Origin of the sequence: Gloeotrichia echinulata CP02 (genome assembly GCA_038087035.1) — a bacterium.
Lineage (GTDB): Bacteria > Cyanobacteriota > Cyanobacteriia > Cyanobacteriales > Nostocaceae > Gloeotrichia > Gloeotrichia echinulata.
The window spans coordinates 1,742,512-1,758,525 of sequence record CP051187.1; the positions used below are offsets into that span (position 1 = coordinate 1,742,512).

The window sequence follows — 16,014 nt, forward strand, 5'->3', positions numbered from 1 at the left end:
CCCCTACATCGCGTGATACAATTTTGTACCTCATCTGAATAGGAAGTGCTATATGTGCCAGCTGCGTAAGTCCTGTTATTTTCTGACGCACCCTACAAATTGGATATTTTTTAAATTGGAAGTCCCGAAATTTGAATTCTAAATTTTTGCTTTAGTTTTAGGAATAGCCAAACCTAGGCGAATGCCTATAATTAGCAATGATTACAGGTGCGATCGCCGCTGTCAGACTCAAGCTATAATGTACTCGAAAACGATGCAGCATAAAACCGAAGGTTTTGCATGAAAGTAGCAGTCTTCAGTACTAAAGCCTACGATCGGCAGTTTTTGTCAGCTGCAAATTCTCAAAGTAAACATGAGTTAGTTTACTTTGAACCTCGTCTGAATCGAGATACCGCTATCTTAGCCGCTGGGTTTGCAGCAGTTTGCGTATTTGTCCATGACCAGGTTGATACCCCAACTTTAGAGATTCTCGCCACACATGGGACGCGCCTGGTAGCCCTTCGCTGTGCGGGGTTTAACAATGTGGACTTACAAGCCGCAGCAGACCTAGGAATCACCGTTGTGCGTGTTCCTGCATACTCACCCTATGGGGTGGCAGAACATGCTGTAGGATTGATTTTGAGCCTCAATCGCAAAATACATCATGCTTATAACCGTGTCCGGGAAGGAAATTTCTCCCTAGATAGACTCTTGGGCTTTAACCTGAATGGTCGCACGGTGGGGATTCTCGGCACTGGCAAAATCGGTCTAATTTTGGGACAGATTATGAAGGGGTTTGGCTGTAACCTCTTGGCTTATGATGTGTATCAGAACCCAGAGTTAGAGGCGCTGGGTGGGAAGTATGTCGAATTACCGGAGTTATTTGCTAATTCTGATATTATTTCTCTACATTGTCCCCTGATTCCCGAAACCCATCACCTGATCAACGCCGAGGCGATCGCACAAATGAAACCTGGGATGATGATCATTAATACTAGCCGAGGTGGACTGATTGATACCCAAGCCGTCATCGATGGCTTAAAATCTGGTCAAATTGGCTATCTCGGTGTAGATGTCTACGAACAGGAATCGGAATTGTTTTTTGAGGATTTGTCTGGTGAAATCATTCAAGATGATGTTTTCCAACGTCTGACAACCTTCCCCAACGTACTCATCACCGGACATCAAGCCTTCTTTACGGAAGAAGCTTTACGTAATATTGCTGAAACAACTTTGGCGAATATTACAGATATTGAAGCGAGTCGTCCTTGTCCAAATCAAATCCGCGCTCAACCAGAAGCTGGCGCTAAGGTTTTGGTAAGTTAATCATAGAGCAAAAAGCGATTGCCTACGGCACTGCGCCGAGCGCAATCGCACTAGTATCAAAATTCAAAACGTTATCAGGACTTTGCTAGGGAAATTTCAATTGTCTACATTACTGATACTGCGATTTTTATGAATTTTTCCTAATACAAATGTATGCTACAATAACAATACTATTGCCAATTTTCCCAAATATATCTGAAACCCAATAAAATCGTGACGATATTAATAGGGTTTCAGGGTTTTGGCAATAGTATTGCAATAAAGCTCAGTTTAGTTAAATTCTAGCTTAAAAGAAATTGAGATTACTACTGGAGGTAGATCAAATATGCTAAACCAGTCTATTACCGAAATGAGTTTACAGGATTTAGAATCCTTAATTAATAGAATTGTTGATGAAAAAATTAATCAAATAAATCTCGCTAAACATAACAAAATAGAACAGTCTGAACTTGTTAAAAAAATACATATTTTTCAAGAAAGCTTAAAGCAAAAATATGGTGAATTTTCTGATTTGACAGAATTATTGCGAGAAGATAGAGACAGATGATCACAGATAAGGTTGTCATTGATAGTAGTGTAGCCATTAAATGGTTTATTGCTCAAGATTATTCATTAGAGGCAAATAAAATTCTTGATGCTTATCAATCACAACAAATTACCTTGATTGCTCCAGACTTAATTTATGCAGAAATTGGTAATATTGTTCGGAAAATACAGCGATTTCAAGGTTTAATAAATCAGGACGCTGAGATGATAATTGATTTATTTCAACAAATACAATTAAAAGTATTCCCTGCCGATGAATTATTAAAAGATGCCTATCAGTTTGCAGTGAATTATCAAAGAACTGTCTACGATAGCCTTTACCTAGCTTTAAGCATTAGAGAAAACTGTAAATTTATCACTGCTGATGCAAAATTGTACAATGCCATTTATCCAAAAATACAAAATATTCAACTGATAAAAGATTGGATTTAAGTATGAGCGATCGCTCAACCAAAAATTATCCTCTTGAATCACTTCATGAACCTTGACAATATGCTGAAATTTTTATACCCTTTAATATTTTGTTCAGTGACAGCGTTTTTCAGGTAAATAGACAACGTGGTAGGGGCACAGCACTGCTGTGCCCCTACTTTGGTCTGTGGTTTAAAGAAATGAAAATTGTTGTAATCCTGAATTATGCTGGCTTTAGCATTCTCCCAAATCAGAAGTTTCTAGCCTCAACGTGCCTATTAATGGCATTATGGGATCAACTTCAGCCGTATCTGTCAAAACATGTCCAATAGAGTACGTAGCGTTTTTTGTTGACTCTATTATGAACTCTTCAAGATTATGATTTTGCTGATCATCAGGTAACTTTTCCAATTCTTCGGCAATTAACGTCTGAAAATCTTCGTCACAGTGACTATGCAGATGAACCGCAGCAGCTAGCAGTTCTGCCAGAATCTGGGCTTGTTGGTTAGCAGTTAAACTGGGTAACTGTAACTGATTGATTAAAGCTTGTACTTTTAGGCATTCTGCACCTAATTCAGCAATTAAAGTGTTAAGAGTTGAATTAGTTACAGCAAGAGGGCGATCGCTAATTTGCATATTCATTGTCCCAATCTTTTCAGCGCTTGATCGATTGCCTTTTCAAAAGCACGAATTTCTTTTTCCCAATGCTTAATCAAACCCTCATCAGGAAAATCCTTCTCTAATTCCAGTATAATCTTTTCTTGATGTTCAGCAATCCTCTGGGTCAACGAGTCAATTGCCTTTTTATGATGTTTCTTACCCATCAAGTGGAACGATAGGCAACGCGGAGACTTTGGACTAAAATTACCGCAGAGGCGATCGCCATTAACCCACCCCAAAACCAATAAGGTAAAAGTAAATAGTTTTGCATTTGCGCTGTATCAGACAGTCCCAGAGGACCGGCGCTGTAACTGAATAAATAATCAACTTGATGGTACGTACTCACACAAGCTTGGACACCGAGAAATTGAATGGTAAACCCCTGAAGCCAACGAGGCGCTTTCAAGGCGATACCCAGGATAATTAAACCCAGCAGGGGAATAGCCACGAATCCAAACCAGGAACGTACCCAAATTAATGTTGAAAGTAGCAAAATACTCCCCAAAATTTTCAAACTCAGGGAAGCTGCTTGAAAGCTGCGGGAAGCCAGAATCAAAGCTGCACCGGCTATCGGCGGTCCCATTGGCCCTGCGGCTGCTACTAAAGCCGGTCCAATTGGTCTTAACGACAAGGACATAGCATAAGTTGCTACACCAGAACCATTGCCAAAAATCTCTAATTTCTGAAACTGTCCGCCCAAAGCCAGGGCTATTAAGCCGTGACCCATTTCGTGGAACCAAGTTGCCAGGATGGTAAATGGGTATAAAATATAATCGCCTCCTGGTAATTGCCACAGGACAATAGTGGCGATCGCCGCAGCTATCAGCCAGGTTAGTCCCATCCTTTCTACTTCTGTTGGAGCTTCTTGGGGAAATAAATTGGCAAAATCTTTTCCTGGTTCCCTCATAGGTCACTTTCCTGCAAGTAATTACCGCAACTGGTTGAGTCTATTTTAACAATAGGGACTGGGGACACTTCGGCAAGCTCAGTGCATCGCTGGGGACTGGGGATTGGGGATTGGGGACTGGGGATTGGGGACTGGGGGGATGGGGAGGTTATTTTTCTCAATGCCCCATACTTCGGCTTCGCTCAGTACAAGTGCCCAATGCCCCATACTTCGGCTTCGCTCAGTACAAGTGCCCAATGCCCAAAGTTTAAGAGAGTTGGAACAGGAATGTCATCAAATCTCCCTTACCTAAACTGATGCGATCGCCTGGTCGCAGACGGTGCCTGTTACCCGGTAATAGGGGCAAATTGTTAATGTAGGTGCCATTGGAACTGCCTACATCTTCTACATAATGGGCGTCTGCTTCAACACGAATGTCAGCATGTATCCGGGAAACAATTTCCGAATTAGGAAAACCGGAAACATCAATATCAGGTGGAATACGGTCATTAGGCTTGCCGATATGAATCACAGAGAGGGTTTGGGGTAATTCAATATCAGTGTCGCTTTGAACATGATATAGCCGTGCTGTCACTAGCTGTAATTGCGTTCTCGCAGGACTGACAGGGGCTGCCATTGGTTCGGGGGCTACCGCGATTGGTTCTGGGGCTACCGCGATTGGTTCTGGGGCTACCGTGATTGGTTCGGGGGCTACCGCGATTGGTTCTGGGGCTACCGTGATTGGTTCGGGGGCTAGCGCGATTGGTTCGGGGGCTAGCGCGATTGGTTCGGGGGCTAGCGCGATTGGTTCGGGGGCTAGCGCGATTGGTTCTGGGGCTACCGCGAAAACGGTTGGCGGTACTACAGGAGGCGCTACAGGAGGCGCTACTGGTGCTGCTACTGGAGCAGTTGCCACCATTGTTGCTGGTAAAGGTGAAACAGCGGCGGGGGTGGCGAGTGGCAAGGGGTCAGGCGTAACTAATGGCGGTAGTTGTACAGGCACTTCGGGCGCCGCAGTTGCAGGAACAGCGGCACTGGAGTGCAGGTTATGACCACACTGACCACAGAAAGCCGCATCTGCCTGCACAGTTGCCCCACAGCTGGGACAGTTACTAGTCGCTGGTAACGGCGTATAACAAGCTTCGCATTGGACTGCGCCGTCTGGGTTGGGATGACTACAATTAGGACAGACGATCATGGATTTAAACCTTTGTACAAGATCATCGTAAAATGGTACTGGCAAGCAGAGAGAACTCCGAGCAGCGCAAGTCGCGGCTCGGTAGTTCAACAGAGGAGCGACTCTAGCAATAAATTCTAACAATTACTCCTGATGGGAAAGTTAAGGTTGGAGTTCCGCACCAGCAGCCCCATCCAGTAACCACCAAAGTTCACCTTGGGGTTGAATGAAGCGAGATGGGTAAGTAAATTCATCGGCTACGGGTGCGAAGACTTGAGCTAAAGCGGGTCGTTTATTAGCACCTGCAACCAGAAAAATTACACTCCTAGCCGCGTTGATGAATGGATATGTAAAGGTGATGCGGCGGCTGGTGTCTTTGTTACCTACAGTAATCAGGCGATCGCGAACTTTTAACGCCTCTGTCTGCGGAAACAAAGATGCAGTATGGGCATCATCTCCCATTCCTAGCAAGACTACATCAAGAGCGGGAAACTCTCCGGGTGCCGTATGAAAAAATTTTTGCAGATGCTGTTCATACTTAACCGCTGCTAGGGCTGGATCGCTTTCCAACGTGGGTATGGGATGAATATTAGCCCCAGGGATATCAACGCGATCTAGCCATGCACGACGCGCCATCAGTTCATTGCTATCGGTATGATCCGGCGGGACATAACGTTCATCCCCCCAGAATACATGAATTTTATCCCAAGGGAGTTTTTGATTAGCAATCGCCTCGTACAACGGCTTAGGTGTACTACCCCCAGCTAAGGCAATAGTAAACCGCCCCCGCTCCTCAATAGCAGTTTCTATCTTAGACAGGATCAAGTTTAGCGCTCGCGCCACCAGCGCGGCCTGATCCGGTAGAACTTCAACCGTTTTGTTCATGGCTTCACCATCAGATTGCCTGCTTCCAGCAATACAATACCGAATTTCTGACTATTCCCCGGTTTAACTTTTGAAACTTTTAACATCATTGGGGATTGGGGCATGGGGCATGGGGCATGGCAATACTGCGTAGGATTTGCAGGGGAGGCAGGGGAGGCAGGGGAAGCATGGGAGGCAAAACTCAACGCCTGCCTCCATTTCTCCCCCTGCTTGCCTCAACCAAGAAATTCCAAAACCTACGCAGTATTGTGGGGCATGGGGCATGAGTTCTTCTCCCCATCCCCTTCTCCTAATCGCCGACAAATACAACCTCCCAATCGGGAATCACCTCTCGCTGGGCGATTAACAATTGCTGTATTCCTTTTTCGGCAAAATCCAGCAACTGATTCAATTGGGTACGGCTAAAGCTAGCTTCTTCCGCTGTTCCCTGGATTTCTATGATCCCCAAGTGTTGATTCATCACAACATTGAAATCTACTGCGGCGGCTACGTCTTCAAGGTAGTTCAGGTCTAAAAAAGGCTCTCCCTGTAACAAACCTACCGAAACTGCTGCTACTTGGCCACACAGGGGCGATCGCTCTAATACTCCTTGCTGCAATAATTGAGAAATGGCATAAGCTAACGCGACAAACGAGCCTGTAATTGCTGTGGTTCTCGTTCCTGCGTCTGCTTGTAATACGTCCGCATCCACCGTCAGCGTGCGTTCTCCCAAGACCTCAAAATCCAGTGCTGCACGTAAGCTGCGTCCAATCAAACGTTGAATTTCTTGTGTCCGTCCAGACAACTTCAACAATTCCCTTTCGTTTCGTTGTTGTGTAGCACTGGGTAACATGCGATATTCTGCCGTTAACCAACCTTTGCCAGTTCCTGCTAAAAACTTGGGAACTCCTTCGGTGACGGTGACGGTACAAAGTACTTGAGTGTCACCGCATTTTGTGAGTACAGAACCAGGCGCAAAGCGGGTGAATCCGGGGTGAAAGCTAGTCGGACGGAGTTCATAGGGTTGACGACCGTCTGGACGCTGCCAAACCATTGGAATTGCCTCAAAATTTTCATAGATAATACTGCCTTAAGGGTACCTTAGTGTCGCAATGCGGCAATAGGCAATGGGCAATAGGCAATAGGCAACAATCAACAATCAACTGAAAGTAGATTCATGATATTTTGCTCCACCATCTGTGGTAACTGGTCGCCGTTGATTGTCAATAGTAGGCGACGACGGTCATAATATTCGAGGATGGGAATGGTGCGATCGTAGAATAATTCTATCCGACGCTGGACGATTTCCGGTTGCTCATCTGATAAAGAACGCCCCAAACAGCGATTAACCATAACCGCTTCTGGTACTTGTAAATAAATTGCCCAATCTAATTTTTGTCCTAAATAGTCCAACAAAAAATCTAATTCCTCAGCTTGGAAGGCTGTACGGGGATAGCCTTCTAATAGCCAACCAGTATTGGGATCAATTTTTTTTAGCCACATTTTGATTAATGCAATCATCATCTCGTCGGGGACTAGCTCCCCTTTTTCCACGTATGGTTGTGCGTGGCGACCCAGGTTTGTCAGGCTAGAAATTGCTTCCCTTAAAATCTCTCCTGTAGAAATTTGCGGAATATCGAAATTTCTACAAAGCCTTTGTGCTTGAGTACTTTTCCCCGATCCTGAACCTCCGAGAATGACAAATCTCACAAAAATTCACTCCTCATTTTCTCAAACTCACCACTCTTTAACACTGTTTTGCCCAAACCAACGGTAAATCTAACATCTGTTTATTTTTAGCCCCTACACCCAGGTTTTAGCTTAATTTAAACTGTTATGTGTCTGTTTTCATGTTTATGGTTAGTTTTATGCACAAGACACCTATGTTAATTTCAGCTACTCTTGACTTCAGCACAAACCTAGTGATTCACTAAGAATGCAGCTTGCCAAATACACTACACTGGTAAAAATCAGATTGATTATACAGATTTTGTGACCGACTTGTTCAGCAATAACTCTTCAATTAGTTGTAATATTTTAAACTTTAATCTATGGTTGTCCAACTAGAGACCCCAAGTGTAAATTCGACCCTTAGCTTACCATGTCCAGTGGAAGGACTAGTGCAAGTTTTTACTAGCTCCCATCGTAACTTTTTTACGAGCGTTATGGCTCAAGCACTGAGAATTGCTGGTCAAGGCACACCAGTTTTAGTAGTGCAGTTCCTCAAAGGTGGCATTCGTCAAGGACAGGAACGACCCATGCAGCTGGGACAAAATTTAGATTGGATTCGCTGTGATTTGCCTCGTTGTATTGATACACCACAGTTAGACGATTCAGAAAACCAAGCTTTACAAAAACTGTGGCAACATACTCAACAGGTGGTCTGTGAGGGTAAGTATTCTCTCGTGGTCTTAGATGAGTTAAATTTAGCGATCAATTTTGGTTTAATTCCCGAAGGCGAAGTTTTGGGGTTTTTAGCACAACGCCCTCCCCATGTCGATATCATTCTCACAGGACCGGAGATGCCGAAATCTCTTTTGGATGTAGCAGATCAAATTACAGAAATTCGGCGTAGTCATAGACCTTAGTAAACCCCACCCTGAACTTAGGTCGGCGCAAATAAACCGTATAGCCGTTCTCAGTTGGATGGAATACAAAATTATATCATCGCCTGTAGGGGCACGGCACTGCCGTGCCCTTACGAGTGTATTGGACTCAACCGATAACCGCTATATTGGCTTTGGTTGTCATTGGTCATTGGTCATTGGTAAGCATTTGAGACATATTTATATTTCGTAATATAGTTTTGTTTTTTCGCGCCGACTTACTTAAGAGGATGTTTGAAAAGTCCTCTTGTCGGGATCAAAAATTTGAGTTCCCCCTTTTTAACAGTTATCAGTTATCAGTTATCAGTTAAAAGTTTTGATAACTGATAACTGTTGACTGTTCACTGATTTAAGGGTGGAGTTTTTAGCTCAATAACTCTCGGACTAAAACCTTGATTCCCGGAAACGCAAGTGGGCTAATTTCACCATCTAAAAACATTACTTCATCACTATAATTTTCATTAATTGGGTTGCGTAAAACTATTACGAGGCGGTTCTTTAAATCCACAACCCAATATTCCCTAATACCAGCTTTTGCATAAGCCTTTCGTTTTGCATCTAAATCTTTGCTCAAGCTGCTGTTTGAATATTCAATTACCCAAAAAATATTTTCTGGATATGGGTGGCGAGTGCGATAAAGTGCCCTTAATGGTTGAACAATTGCTAAATCTGGTTCTGGTTCCGAACTGGTTTCTGGTATTGTAATCGGCTTTGCATCACGCACAAGTGCCTTGTCGCCCAGTAGCAATCGTAAATAGTCTGCACCGTCGGTACTCAGTTGCGCGTGTTCAGGTCCTTCCGGGGACATTTCTACGATTTCTCCGTTTAATAGTTCAACTTGACGACCAGAAATCAGTCCAACTTCAATCATTCGGTGATAGTCGTCCAGTGTCCATTTGGCTATAGTAACGGTCATTCTTAGTATCAGCCTTTCCTTGCTGAGGAGATTGTTTATATTTTAAGCTTTAGACACTTGTTTTGAAAAAAAGTTGATTTTTGCAAGGATATCGAGGACAATTACCGATTATGCTCTACATCACAACTGACAACAGATGTAGACAACAGCAAGAATGAAGCTGCCCTTTTCGCTGTACTTTCAGAAAGTTTAACTTGCTTGAGGATAACTAAACCTTCATTGACGAATGAATCTCTTACTAAGGCTTTTTCTCCACCGTTGAAAGGCGTTTCATAGAATATTTCTTTAATTCCCGCTGAGATAATTAACTTTAAGCAAGATAGACATGGTTCTAGAGTCACATAAATACTTGCGCCCTCTGTAGATATACCATGTTTTGCGGCTTGGGCGATCGCATTTGCTTCTGCATGTACAGCCCTCGAAGGTAGGGTTTTACTTGCATCACAGCTACTCAACCCTGGATAGCAATATCCTTGAGCAGTACAGTGAGCCGAACCTGATGGTGAACCATTGTAACCGGTTGCCACCACCTGCTTATTTTTCACAATCACAGCACCGACCGGAAATGCTAAACAGGTTGAGCGAGTCGCTGCTAGTTTAGCCAACATGAGAAAATACTCATCCCATGTTGGTCTTTGCTCATCAAAGTCCATTATTTACTATCCTGAATGTATTTTTTACCAGTTTTCAAACACTCAGATGCTTTCTGTAATTCCATTCCCAAATATCCAGCATGATCTGGACGTATTGAAGGCGAAGACGAGCAGATTTCTCTGAGCAATTTCAACGGATCTTTACTAGAATAGCAACTTACAACCTCACCACTCCCTGGAGTTGTCTGTGTAACAACTATCTTGTTTTCTACAATTTCAATTAAGAAGTTTCCGGCTGGGTCGTAGTAATCAAGTTTTTTACAAATGGCGGTATACTGTTTTTGAATTAGCTGTTCAGCATTACTCCACGTATCATCATAGATATGAGCAGACTGACTTATGGTAATCAGTGGTCCCCTTTTTAATTGATAGTCAGAATGTTGAGCAATTTGATTTATAATATGTTTTTGCAGAGCCAATAATCCCATTGCATTTGCAGGCCATGCAGCAAACATATCATTACTTCTGAGAGTAGCAGTTAAGGATAATTCATTATCTACAACTCTCAGCCAAATGTGATTTAGACAAGGACTACCGCCTTTTTCATGATCTTTCACATCCCATAGGGTCATTACTGCACTAGCAGCATCAATTTCTCCAATTAATTTTTGAATCACTTGGTCAATTTGATCGCGTCCAAACCAGGAACGTAACCGCTGACCGTATGTATATTTCAACCCTTCTCGATAGGGTGCATCATCTAAAATTTGGCAAATATATTCTTCTAGAAAACTCCGGTCAATTGGTAAATAATTCGGTTCGGGAAAATAAAAATCCTCTGGCTCATCAGTAACAATTGCCATCAAATCAATTAATTCTTGCCATTGTCCATCATACCCAGTTGGTCGAATTGTCCCCGTTGTCTTAATGCGATGAATAATTTTTACCCAAGTTTCGGCTATTGTCTTACCTTCAATTCTGTGTCCGTAGCGTGTCCCTGGTAAAACAACGGGGTAAATGGTAGACATGGGGAATTCTAACGGTAAACCCCAGGGTTCAACAGTTTCCCGTTGAGCATAAGATTTCACCAAAGTACAAGCTTCATTGATTGATTTTGCTTCTATGTACTCTATAGAATTTCGCAGTGTTTCTAGAGCATTGGCATCAATTTCAATATCAATGTAACCAGGAATAGCAGAGCGAATTACCCAGCATCTGCGTCCAGTGTCGCTTAAACCTTCTGCAAAACCGTGACGGAAAAAGTCCTTCAAGCACTCACATGCACCAGCATTGCTGTCCTCCTTCGTGGCGTTCAATATCACTAAGTAGCGGACGTGGGGATTATACAACAAATTGCGAAGCAGTAAATTCAGTCCCCGTGTGGGTGAGTAGAGTTGCCCAATTACAGCATACTCATGTGGATGTAATTGTTTTTGCACCGTACCTTTTACAGTCCACCCTGTAATCACAGCGGTCTGTCCTTGACCATAAATTAGTTGGTTAGGCTTGTGCAGTGGCTTGTATTGAAATTGGGTTGCCTGACTGGTTGCTGTCATCGAACTCTTTGGGTCTGAAACCCCGTCCTTATAGGACGGCTTTATATTGAATGAATTTAGATACCATTACCGCCTTGGGATTGGTTAGTTCGGTGTGCTTTTGTGTTGCACTTTCAACGGGACAGTTGCCGTTTCAAACCTCCCAATCCTGTACGCATAATGTTTGGACTTTCGTCCCTCCCTTTCGGGGTAATGTTAGCTTCTCCCAAGGGGAGACGCTGCGCGAACGCCAATGTTTTAAGAGCTTTTTGGACTAGCAGCACTGTTCCAGTGACCTTAGAACTGTTTAACCACTAGTGACAGAGCGAGGAACTAGCTAGCCTTCGGCAACGCCAGGGGCGAACGCATTCTCCGGTGTCGTGACTCAAAAAACGTAGTCAATTAAGACGTAGGCTGGTCAGGACGGCTTGCTTGATTTCTCTTACAAGCCTCATGCCTTTAGGCTGAGGTTCCTGACGGTTGGCTAAAATCAAATCCAAATATTATCCCATAATTTCACAAGCAATAGTCTAAGAGTTAACCGTCAACCGTTTCTCATAAAGATTACGCAGGCTCTGTTCTAGCCACAACAAGGGTTTTCACTCCTTTGTGGCTAAATTACGTAACTTCTACTTTACAAAAGTTAATGAATACGTTACACTTTGTTACATAAATAAAAAAGCGAGAAAGTTCCATGCGTACAAATGCTTCTATTGTTGATGACCAGGGTCTAATGAACAACTTTGCGATCGAGCCAAAGGTGTATGTAGATGAGCAAGGCGATCGCACTGGATTTACACCCTATGCAGAACTCCTCAATGGTCGTTTGGCAATGATAGGTTTTGTTTCTTTAATTGCATTAGAAGTTGTTACGGGACATGGTATATTTGGTATTTTGGCAAGTTTGTAACAACAATTGCTTTCGATTTTAATAACGAAATTTTTAACAAATGTGGAGACGGGATATATATATTTCGTCTCTAATTTATTGGTATCTTAAAAATGTCAAGTTAAATTAACCAGGCTATCTATGGTTTTAACTGCTTCTACGATGTTGCCGCTAGGCACTAAAGCGCCAGATTTTCATCTACCAGAAGTGGTAAATGAAAAGACGATTTCAGTATCTACCTTTGCTGATAAAAAAGCGCTATTGGTAATGTTTATTTGTCGGCATTGTCCGTTTGTAAAGCACATTCAAGAACAATTGGCGCTCTTAGGAAAAGATTACTTTAACAGTGATTTAGGAATTGTTGCCATCAGCACCAATGATGCAAAAAAATACCCCGATGATGCACCAGAGTCTTTGAAATTAATGGCGACAGAACTTGGGTTTAAATTTCCCTTGTGCTACGACGAAACGCAGGAAACAGCGAAGGCTTATACAGCAGCTTGCACACCAGATTTTTTTCTATTTGATAGCGATCGCCAACTCGTTTATCGTGGACAATTAGATGATAGTCGTCCCAGTAATGGCAAACCTGTAACCGGTGCAGATTTACGCGCTGCTATTGAGGCGTTGCTGGCGGGTCAGCCTGTACCTGATGAGCAAAAGCCAAGTATTGGCTGCAATATTAAATGGAAACCTGGGAACGAACCCAGTTATTTTAGTTAAGTTAGGGATTGGGGATTGGGAGTTAAGAGTTAGGAATTAGGAGTTAGGAGTTAGGAGTTTTCCCCAATCCCCAGCGATGCACTGAGCTTGCCGAAGTGTCCCCAATCCCCAGCGATGCACTGAGCTTGCCGAAGTGTCCCCAATCCCCAGCGATGCACTGAGCTTGCCGAAGTGTCCCCAATCCCCAATCCCCAATCCCCAATCCCTATTCCCCAATTAATGCTTGATTTCCAAATTGAGGATGTAGCATCCCAGTTGGACTTTTTCTGACCACAATTCGTATTCCACCCGCAAATGCTCTGGTAAGGGGTTTCCGGTGAGCGTCATAGCTTTAGTAAAATTACGTAAGCGAATGGGATCATTTGGTTGCAATGATTCCGTTGGCAACCAATAACGACTAATACCATAAACGCCCTGTTCCCAGAAGTGGCGGTAACTCACTTGACCGTTTCCTTGCATGGTCATGATAACGCGGTAAGGGGAAATCTCCAGCCACAAAATTCTGGGGCTACTGGGGGCGAAAACTTTGCTGGTCTGTTGGGCTACCTTGTCCTCTGGACTTAGGGAAGTCGCCATTTTGGAACTAATTAGTGGCGGTGCAGTCAATAATAAATGAAATCGGTCAGTATCTTTTTGATACAAAGTACCGGCAGTTTCGACCACAGACCAAACAGGTAGGTCAGTGGAAATAAGTGATAAGCACACGGGCTTGCGGTGATGGGTCAGCATGGGAGCGATAAGGGCTAAAAGCTATTGAACAAAATGAAATCAACACCAGGGTATTCAGCAGGTCAGGGTAAGCAACTAAATAATAAAACATCCTTAGATATTAACTGAATCTGCTGATTTGGTAAGCTACGTAAATAAAATGAAAACAAGTATGTACTAAAGTTAAAAAAAACAAATTTTATGCTGAATATACGTAGATAAAGATCTCAGTAAGTCAACAGGGCCAATACACGAAGTTAGGACTTACGCACTGTACAAATTTGGCATGGTATGATTTTACCAAAATACGTTGTTTCAGGCTTTGATTAATTATTACTTTGATGGTAAACAGACCCGCGTTTTCGGGGTTTAGCAATGCGCTTTACCCCTACGACATCTCCGGTTTTTTGGAGCCACATATTTTGTGTTTTTTGTCAATGCGTAAGTCCTAGAAGTAGCTGTTCAAAAGTCAGTGTATCCTAAATGTCGGCATTTAGCAGAATAGGACTAAAGCTGCGTGTCACACGAAAAAAAACTTCTTATTTCCCTCCTTGCTTGCGCTTAGGGGCTAGGGGCGGGGTCTTATTTTCAAATCAGGTCGCCGCAAATAAACCATACTGCTTAAAGTCGTCATTTGTCATTTGTCATTTGTCATTTGTCATTGGTCATTTGTCATTTGTCATTGGTCATTGGTCATTGGTCATTGGTCATTGGTCATTGGTGTAGCCCTGCGTTGGAGGAGTGAACAGTCAACCGTGTGATTTTGTATCTGTAGGTTGCAAATCTTAAAGATTTATAAATATATAGGCTATATTTCATAGTTTTTGTTTCCCTATATGTATTGTATAGTTTCATCCCCAAAAAACTAGACAAGCTATAATCAAAAGATCGGTGGCATAATTAAATACTTTCAAAAAGTATTAAACAACTAGCCGCGCTTTTTTTCGTACTGTTCTCTTTGTTATCACATTGAGTAATTTTACGGTTACATAGGCATAATTTTAGCAGCAATAGTATTTTTGCAACATTTGTAAATGTGATTTTGTCCACTATTATCTAACTACCAGCCACGCTAAACTACGTATGTAATTTTGCATTGGAGAACTTACAGTTATGGGTTGGTTAGAAAGACTTTTTGGACAAGAGAAACCTGAAGATGCTCAAGTTAACCCTGATGCAACTTTAGTGGCTGAAAACTCTTCAGAAGGAGAAATTACTCCTCCTGAACGGGTGGGACTAAATGGGGAATATGATCAAAGTGGTCTAGCAAAAAGAGTCGCCCTTGCTTTTGACGTTGACTCGCGTTTCGATGAGATTAATTCTGTCTATGTTGCTCAGTTGGGAGGTACAGTTGTTTTAAAAGGGCAAGTCCCCAATCAAGATATTCTGGATCAATTGGTTGAGATTGCTAAAGAGGTTAACGGTGCTACGGATGTTGTGACAGATGAAGTTACCGTTGGCTAGAGTAGTTGTCTTTAGTAATTTGGGGTTATATTAGCCAACACAGGCTAGCACCATGATAAATTCCAGTGGTATCTTGTGTTTTCAACGCCAATTTTTTCAGGTAGCACTCTTGTGTAAGTGTTACCTCTATTTTCCATCAAAATTCTCGTGATTTTTATCTGTGGTAAATTTTCAATGAACACTCAACTTAAACATCATCAGTGGAGTATCAGTCTGACATTATTAGCGGTTTTAATGCTTACCAGTTGTGGTAAAAAGCCTGAAGAACCTGTTAGCAGCACCCCTGAAAATCCCACTGCTATTTCTCAGGTTAAGTCTTCTCCTACTGCTGCGACTTCAACCTCTAAAAAGCCAGGCGAATCTGGAACTAAAGCTGTTATTCCCCCAGAAGCCGAAAAGCTAGGAGTTAAACCTCAAGGGGAAACTACTTGTCCTAGCGATGCACCTGTTAAGGGTAACATCACTAAGAAAAGAGGTAATATCTACCACGTCGCCAAGTCTCCTGATTATAACAAAACTAAGCCAGATATCTGCTTTAAGGATCAAGCCACAGCCGAAAAAGCTGGTTTTCGTGCGCCTAAGCAAGCAGGCTAAGTAACGATAGTATTAGATTTTGGATTTTGGATTTTGGATTGAACGGTGAATTTAAAATCTAAAATCTAAAATCTAAAATCTAATTATTAGGGTTGTTGACCGTTGAATGTTGAATGTTGAATGTTGACAATCAACAG

General features: G+C 42.7%; 22 protein-coding genes. 9 read left to right on the plus strand and 13 right to left on the minus strand.

Features of this window, described 5'->3' with window-relative positions:
- Positions 1 to 279: 279 nt before the first annotated feature.
- The 3 genes from HEQ19_07690 to HEQ19_07700 all read left to right on the plus strand — a co-directional run bounded on the left by HEQ19_07690 (position 280) and on the right by HEQ19_07700 (position 2,283).
- Positions 280 to 1,305, plus strand: coding sequence for a 2-hydroxyacid dehydrogenase (locus HEQ19_07690; protein ID WYL99427.1), 1,026 nt, complete (start codon positions 280 to 282; stop codon positions 1,303 to 1,305).
- 325 nt (positions 1,306 to 1,630) lie between these two features.
- Entirely contained in the window at positions 1,631 to 1,852 is a 222-nt protein-coding gene (locus HEQ19_07695; GenBank protein WYL99428.1) for a hypothetical protein, read from the plus strand.
- Positions 1,849 to 2,283 carry a type II toxin-antitoxin system VapC family toxin gene (locus HEQ19_07700; protein WYL99429.1) on the plus strand — a complete coding sequence of 145 codons (435 nt, stop codon included), beginning with the start codon at positions 1,849 to 1,851 and terminating at the stop codon, positions 2,281 to 2,283. The genes HEQ19_07695 and HEQ19_07700 overlap by 4 nt, the downstream gene beginning before the upstream one ends.
- Positions 2,284 to 2,496: 213 nt before the next feature.
- Here the strand turns inward: HEQ19_07700 and HEQ19_30725 are convergent, their stop codons facing one another.
- The 8 genes from HEQ19_30725 to HEQ19_07735 all read right to left on the minus strand — a co-directional run bounded on the left by HEQ19_30725 (position 2,497) and on the right by HEQ19_07735 (position 7,559).
- Entirely contained in the window at positions 2,497 to 2,904 is a 408-nt protein-coding gene (locus tag HEQ19_30725; GenBank protein WZI67134.1) for a hypothetical protein, read from the minus strand.
- On the minus strand, positions 2,901 to 3,050 hold the full coding sequence (locus HEQ19_07710) for a hypothetical protein (GenBank protein WYL99430.2): 150 nt from the start codon (positions 3,048 to 3,050) through the stop codon (positions 2,901 to 2,903). Before HEQ19_07710 ends, HEQ19_30725 begins: the two co-directional genes overlap by 4 nt.
- 35 nt (positions 3,051 to 3,085) lie before the next feature.
- A complete protein-coding gene (locus HEQ19_07715) occupies positions 3,086 to 3,829 on the minus strand; it encodes a M50 family metallopeptidase (protein ID WYL99431.1) in 744 nt (247 codons plus the stop codon).
- Positions 3,830 to 3,907: 78 nt separating this feature from the next.
- Positions 3,908 to 4,036 (minus strand): hypothetical protein, encoded by a 129-nt coding sequence (locus HEQ19_30730; protein WZI67135.1) that lies wholly within the window; start codon positions 4,034 to 4,036, stop codon positions 3,908 to 3,910.
- Between the two features lie 40 nt (positions 4,037 to 4,076).
- Complete coding sequence (locus HEQ19_07720; GenBank protein ID WYM03301.1) at positions 4,077 to 5,006, minus strand: FHA domain-containing protein; 930 nt, start codon at positions 5,004 to 5,006, stop codon at positions 4,077 to 4,079.
- Positions 5,007 to 5,147: 141 nt separating this feature from the next.
- A complete protein-coding gene (pgl, locus tag HEQ19_07725; GenBank protein WYL99432.1) occupies positions 5,148 to 5,870 on the minus strand; it encodes a 6-phosphogluconolactonase in 723 nt (240 codons plus the stop codon).
- Between the two features lie 289 nt (positions 5,871 to 6,159).
- Complete coding sequence (rph, locus tag HEQ19_07730) at positions 6,160 to 6,903, minus strand: ribonuclease PH (protein WYL99433.1); 744 nt, start codon at positions 6,901 to 6,903, stop codon at positions 6,160 to 6,162.
- 98 nt (positions 6,904 to 7,001) lie between these two features.
- Positions 7,002 to 7,559 (minus strand): nucleoside monophosphate kinase, encoded by a 558-nt coding sequence (locus tag HEQ19_07735; protein WYL99434.1) that lies wholly within the window; start codon positions 7,557 to 7,559, stop codon positions 7,002 to 7,004.
- Between the two features lie 341 nt (positions 7,560 to 7,900).
- Here HEQ19_07735 and HEQ19_07740 point away from each other — a divergent pair, with 341 nt between their 5' ends.
- Positions 7,901 to 8,437, plus strand: a complete 537-nt coding sequence (locus HEQ19_07740) for a P-loop NTPase family protein (protein WYL99435.1) — start codon at positions 7,901 to 7,903, stop codon at positions 8,435 to 8,437.
- Positions 8,438 to 8,495: 58 nt separating this feature from the next.
- Complete coding sequence (locus HEQ19_07745; protein ID WYL99436.1) at positions 8,496 to 8,648, plus strand: hypothetical protein; 153 nt, start codon at positions 8,496 to 8,498, stop codon at positions 8,646 to 8,648.
- 171 nt (positions 8,649 to 8,819) lie between these two features.
- Here HEQ19_07745 and HEQ19_07750 read toward each other — a convergent pair whose 3' ends face one another.
- The 3 genes from HEQ19_07750 to HEQ19_07760 all read right to left on the minus strand — a co-directional run bounded on the left by HEQ19_07750 (position 8,820) and on the right by HEQ19_07760 (position 11,520).
- A complete protein-coding gene (locus HEQ19_07750) occupies positions 8,820 to 9,371 on the minus strand; it encodes a Uma2 family endonuclease (protein WYL99437.1) in 552 nt (183 codons plus the stop codon).
- A 101-nt stretch (positions 9,372 to 9,472) separates the two neighbouring features.
- Positions 9,473 to 10,024, minus strand: coding sequence for a dCMP deaminase family protein (locus HEQ19_07755; GenBank protein ID WYL99438.1), 552 nt, complete (start codon positions 10,022 to 10,024; stop codon positions 9,473 to 9,475).
- Complete coding sequence (locus tag HEQ19_07760; protein WYL99439.1) at positions 10,024 to 11,520, minus strand: thymidylate synthase; 1,497 nt, start codon at positions 11,518 to 11,520, stop codon at positions 10,024 to 10,026. The genes HEQ19_07755 and HEQ19_07760 overlap by 1 nt, the downstream gene beginning before the upstream one ends.
- Before the next feature lie 673 nt (positions 11,521 to 12,193).
- Between HEQ19_07760 and HEQ19_07765 the strand changes: the two genes are divergently transcribed.
- Both HEQ19_07765 and HEQ19_07770 read left to right on the plus strand, forming a co-directional pair.
- A complete protein-coding gene (locus HEQ19_07765) occupies positions 12,194 to 12,409 on the plus strand; it encodes a chlorophyll a/b-binding protein (GenBank protein WYL99440.1) in 216 nt (71 codons plus the stop codon).
- A gap of 120 nt (positions 12,410 to 12,529) precedes the next feature.
- Positions 12,530 to 13,111, plus strand: a complete 582-nt coding sequence (locus HEQ19_07770; GenBank protein WYL99441.1) for a thioredoxin family protein — start codon at positions 12,530 to 12,532, stop codon at positions 13,109 to 13,111.
- Positions 13,112 to 13,154: 43 nt separating this feature from the next.
- Here the strand turns inward: HEQ19_07770 and HEQ19_07775 are convergent, their stop codons facing one another.
- Both HEQ19_07775 and HEQ19_07780 read right to left on the minus strand, forming a co-directional pair.
- Positions 13,155 to 13,313 (minus strand): hypothetical protein, encoded by a 159-nt coding sequence (locus HEQ19_07775; GenBank protein ID WYL99442.1) that lies wholly within the window; start codon positions 13,311 to 13,313, stop codon positions 13,155 to 13,157.
- Positions 13,314 to 13,327: 14 nt separating this feature from the next.
- Entirely contained in the window at positions 13,328 to 13,840 is a 513-nt protein-coding gene (locus HEQ19_07780) for a hypothetical protein (GenBank protein WYL99443.1), read from the minus strand.
- Between the two features lie 1,092 nt (positions 13,841 to 14,932).
- Between HEQ19_07780 and HEQ19_07785 the strand changes: the two genes are divergently transcribed.
- Together HEQ19_07785 and HEQ19_07790 are read left to right on the plus strand one after the other, a co-directional pair.
- Positions 14,933 to 15,283, plus strand: coding sequence for a BON domain-containing protein (locus HEQ19_07785; GenBank protein ID WYL99444.1), 351 nt, complete (start codon positions 14,933 to 14,935; stop codon positions 15,281 to 15,283).
- A 174-nt stretch (positions 15,284 to 15,457) separates the two neighbouring features.
- Entirely contained in the window at positions 15,458 to 15,877 is a 420-nt protein-coding gene (locus HEQ19_07790; GenBank protein ID WYL99445.1) for a hypothetical protein, read from the plus strand.
- Positions 15,878 to 16,014 lie beyond the last annotated feature (137 nt).

Bases quoted from the DNA above. Each gene is read 5' to 3' on its own strand.
- HEQ19_07695 (WYL99428.1), top strand. From the start codon at position 1,631: ATGCTAAACCAGTCTATTACCGAAATGAGTTTACAGGATTTAGAATCC.
- HEQ19_07720 (WYM03301.1), bottom strand. From the start codon at position 5,006: ATGATCGTCTGTCCTAATTGTAGTCATCCCAACCCAGACGGCGCAGTC.
- HEQ19_07745 (WYL99436.1), top strand. From the start codon at position 8,496: ATGGAATACAAAATTATATCATCGCCTGTAGGGGCACGGCACTGCCGT.
- HEQ19_30725 (WZI67134.1), bottom strand. From the start codon at position 2,904: ATGAATATGCAAATTAGCGATCGCCCTCTTGCTGTAACTAATTCAACT.
- HEQ19_07765 (WYL99440.1), top strand. From the start codon at position 12,194: ATGCGTACAAATGCTTCTATTGTTGATGACCAGGGTCTAATGAACAAC.
- HEQ19_30730 (WZI67135.1), bottom strand. From the start codon at position 4,036: ATGGGGCATTGGGCACTTGTACTGAGCGAAGCCGAAGTATGGGGCATT.
- HEQ19_07770 (WYL99441.1), top strand. From the start codon at position 12,530: ATGGTTTTAACTGCTTCTACGATGTTGCCGCTAGGCACTAAAGCGCCA.
- HEQ19_07780 (WYL99443.1), bottom strand. From the start codon at position 13,840: ATGCTGACCCATCACCGCAAGCCCGTGTGCTTATCACTTATTTCCACT.
- HEQ19_07690 (WYL99427.1), top strand. From the start codon at position 280: ATGAAAGTAGCAGTCTTCAGTACTAAAGCCTACGATCGGCAGTTTTTG.
- HEQ19_07760 (WYL99439.1), bottom strand. From the start codon at position 11,520: ATGACAGCAACCAGTCAGGCAACCCAATTTCAATACAAGCCACTGCAC.
- HEQ19_07740 (WYL99435.1), top strand. From the start codon at position 7,901: ATGGTTGTCCAACTAGAGACCCCAAGTGTAAATTCGACCCTTAGCTTA.
- HEQ19_07700 (WYL99429.1), top strand. From the start codon at position 1,849: ATGATCACAGATAAGGTTGTCATTGATAGTAGTGTAGCCATTAAATGG.
- HEQ19_07790 (WYL99445.1), top strand. From the start codon at position 15,458: ATGAACACTCAACTTAAACATCATCAGTGGAGTATCAGTCTGACATTA.
- rph (WYL99433.1), bottom strand. From the start codon at position 6,903: ATGGTTTGGCAGCGTCCAGACGGTCGTCAACCCTATGAACTCCGTCCG.
- HEQ19_07755 (WYL99438.1), bottom strand. From the start codon at position 10,024: ATGGACTTTGATGAGCAAAGACCAACATGGGATGAGTATTTTCTCATG.
- HEQ19_07750 (WYL99437.1), bottom strand. From the start codon at position 9,371: ATGACCGTTACTATAGCCAAATGGACACTGGACGACTATCACCGAATG.
- pgl (WYL99432.1), bottom strand. From the start codon at position 5,870: ATGAACAAAACGGTTGAAGTTCTACCGGATCAGGCCGCGCTGGTGGCG.
- HEQ19_07715 (WYL99431.1), bottom strand. From the start codon at position 3,829: ATGAGGGAACCAGGAAAAGATTTTGCCAATTTATTTCCCCAAGAAGCT.
- HEQ19_07785 (WYL99444.1), top strand. From the start codon at position 14,933: ATGGGTTGGTTAGAAAGACTTTTTGGACAAGAGAAACCTGAAGATGCT.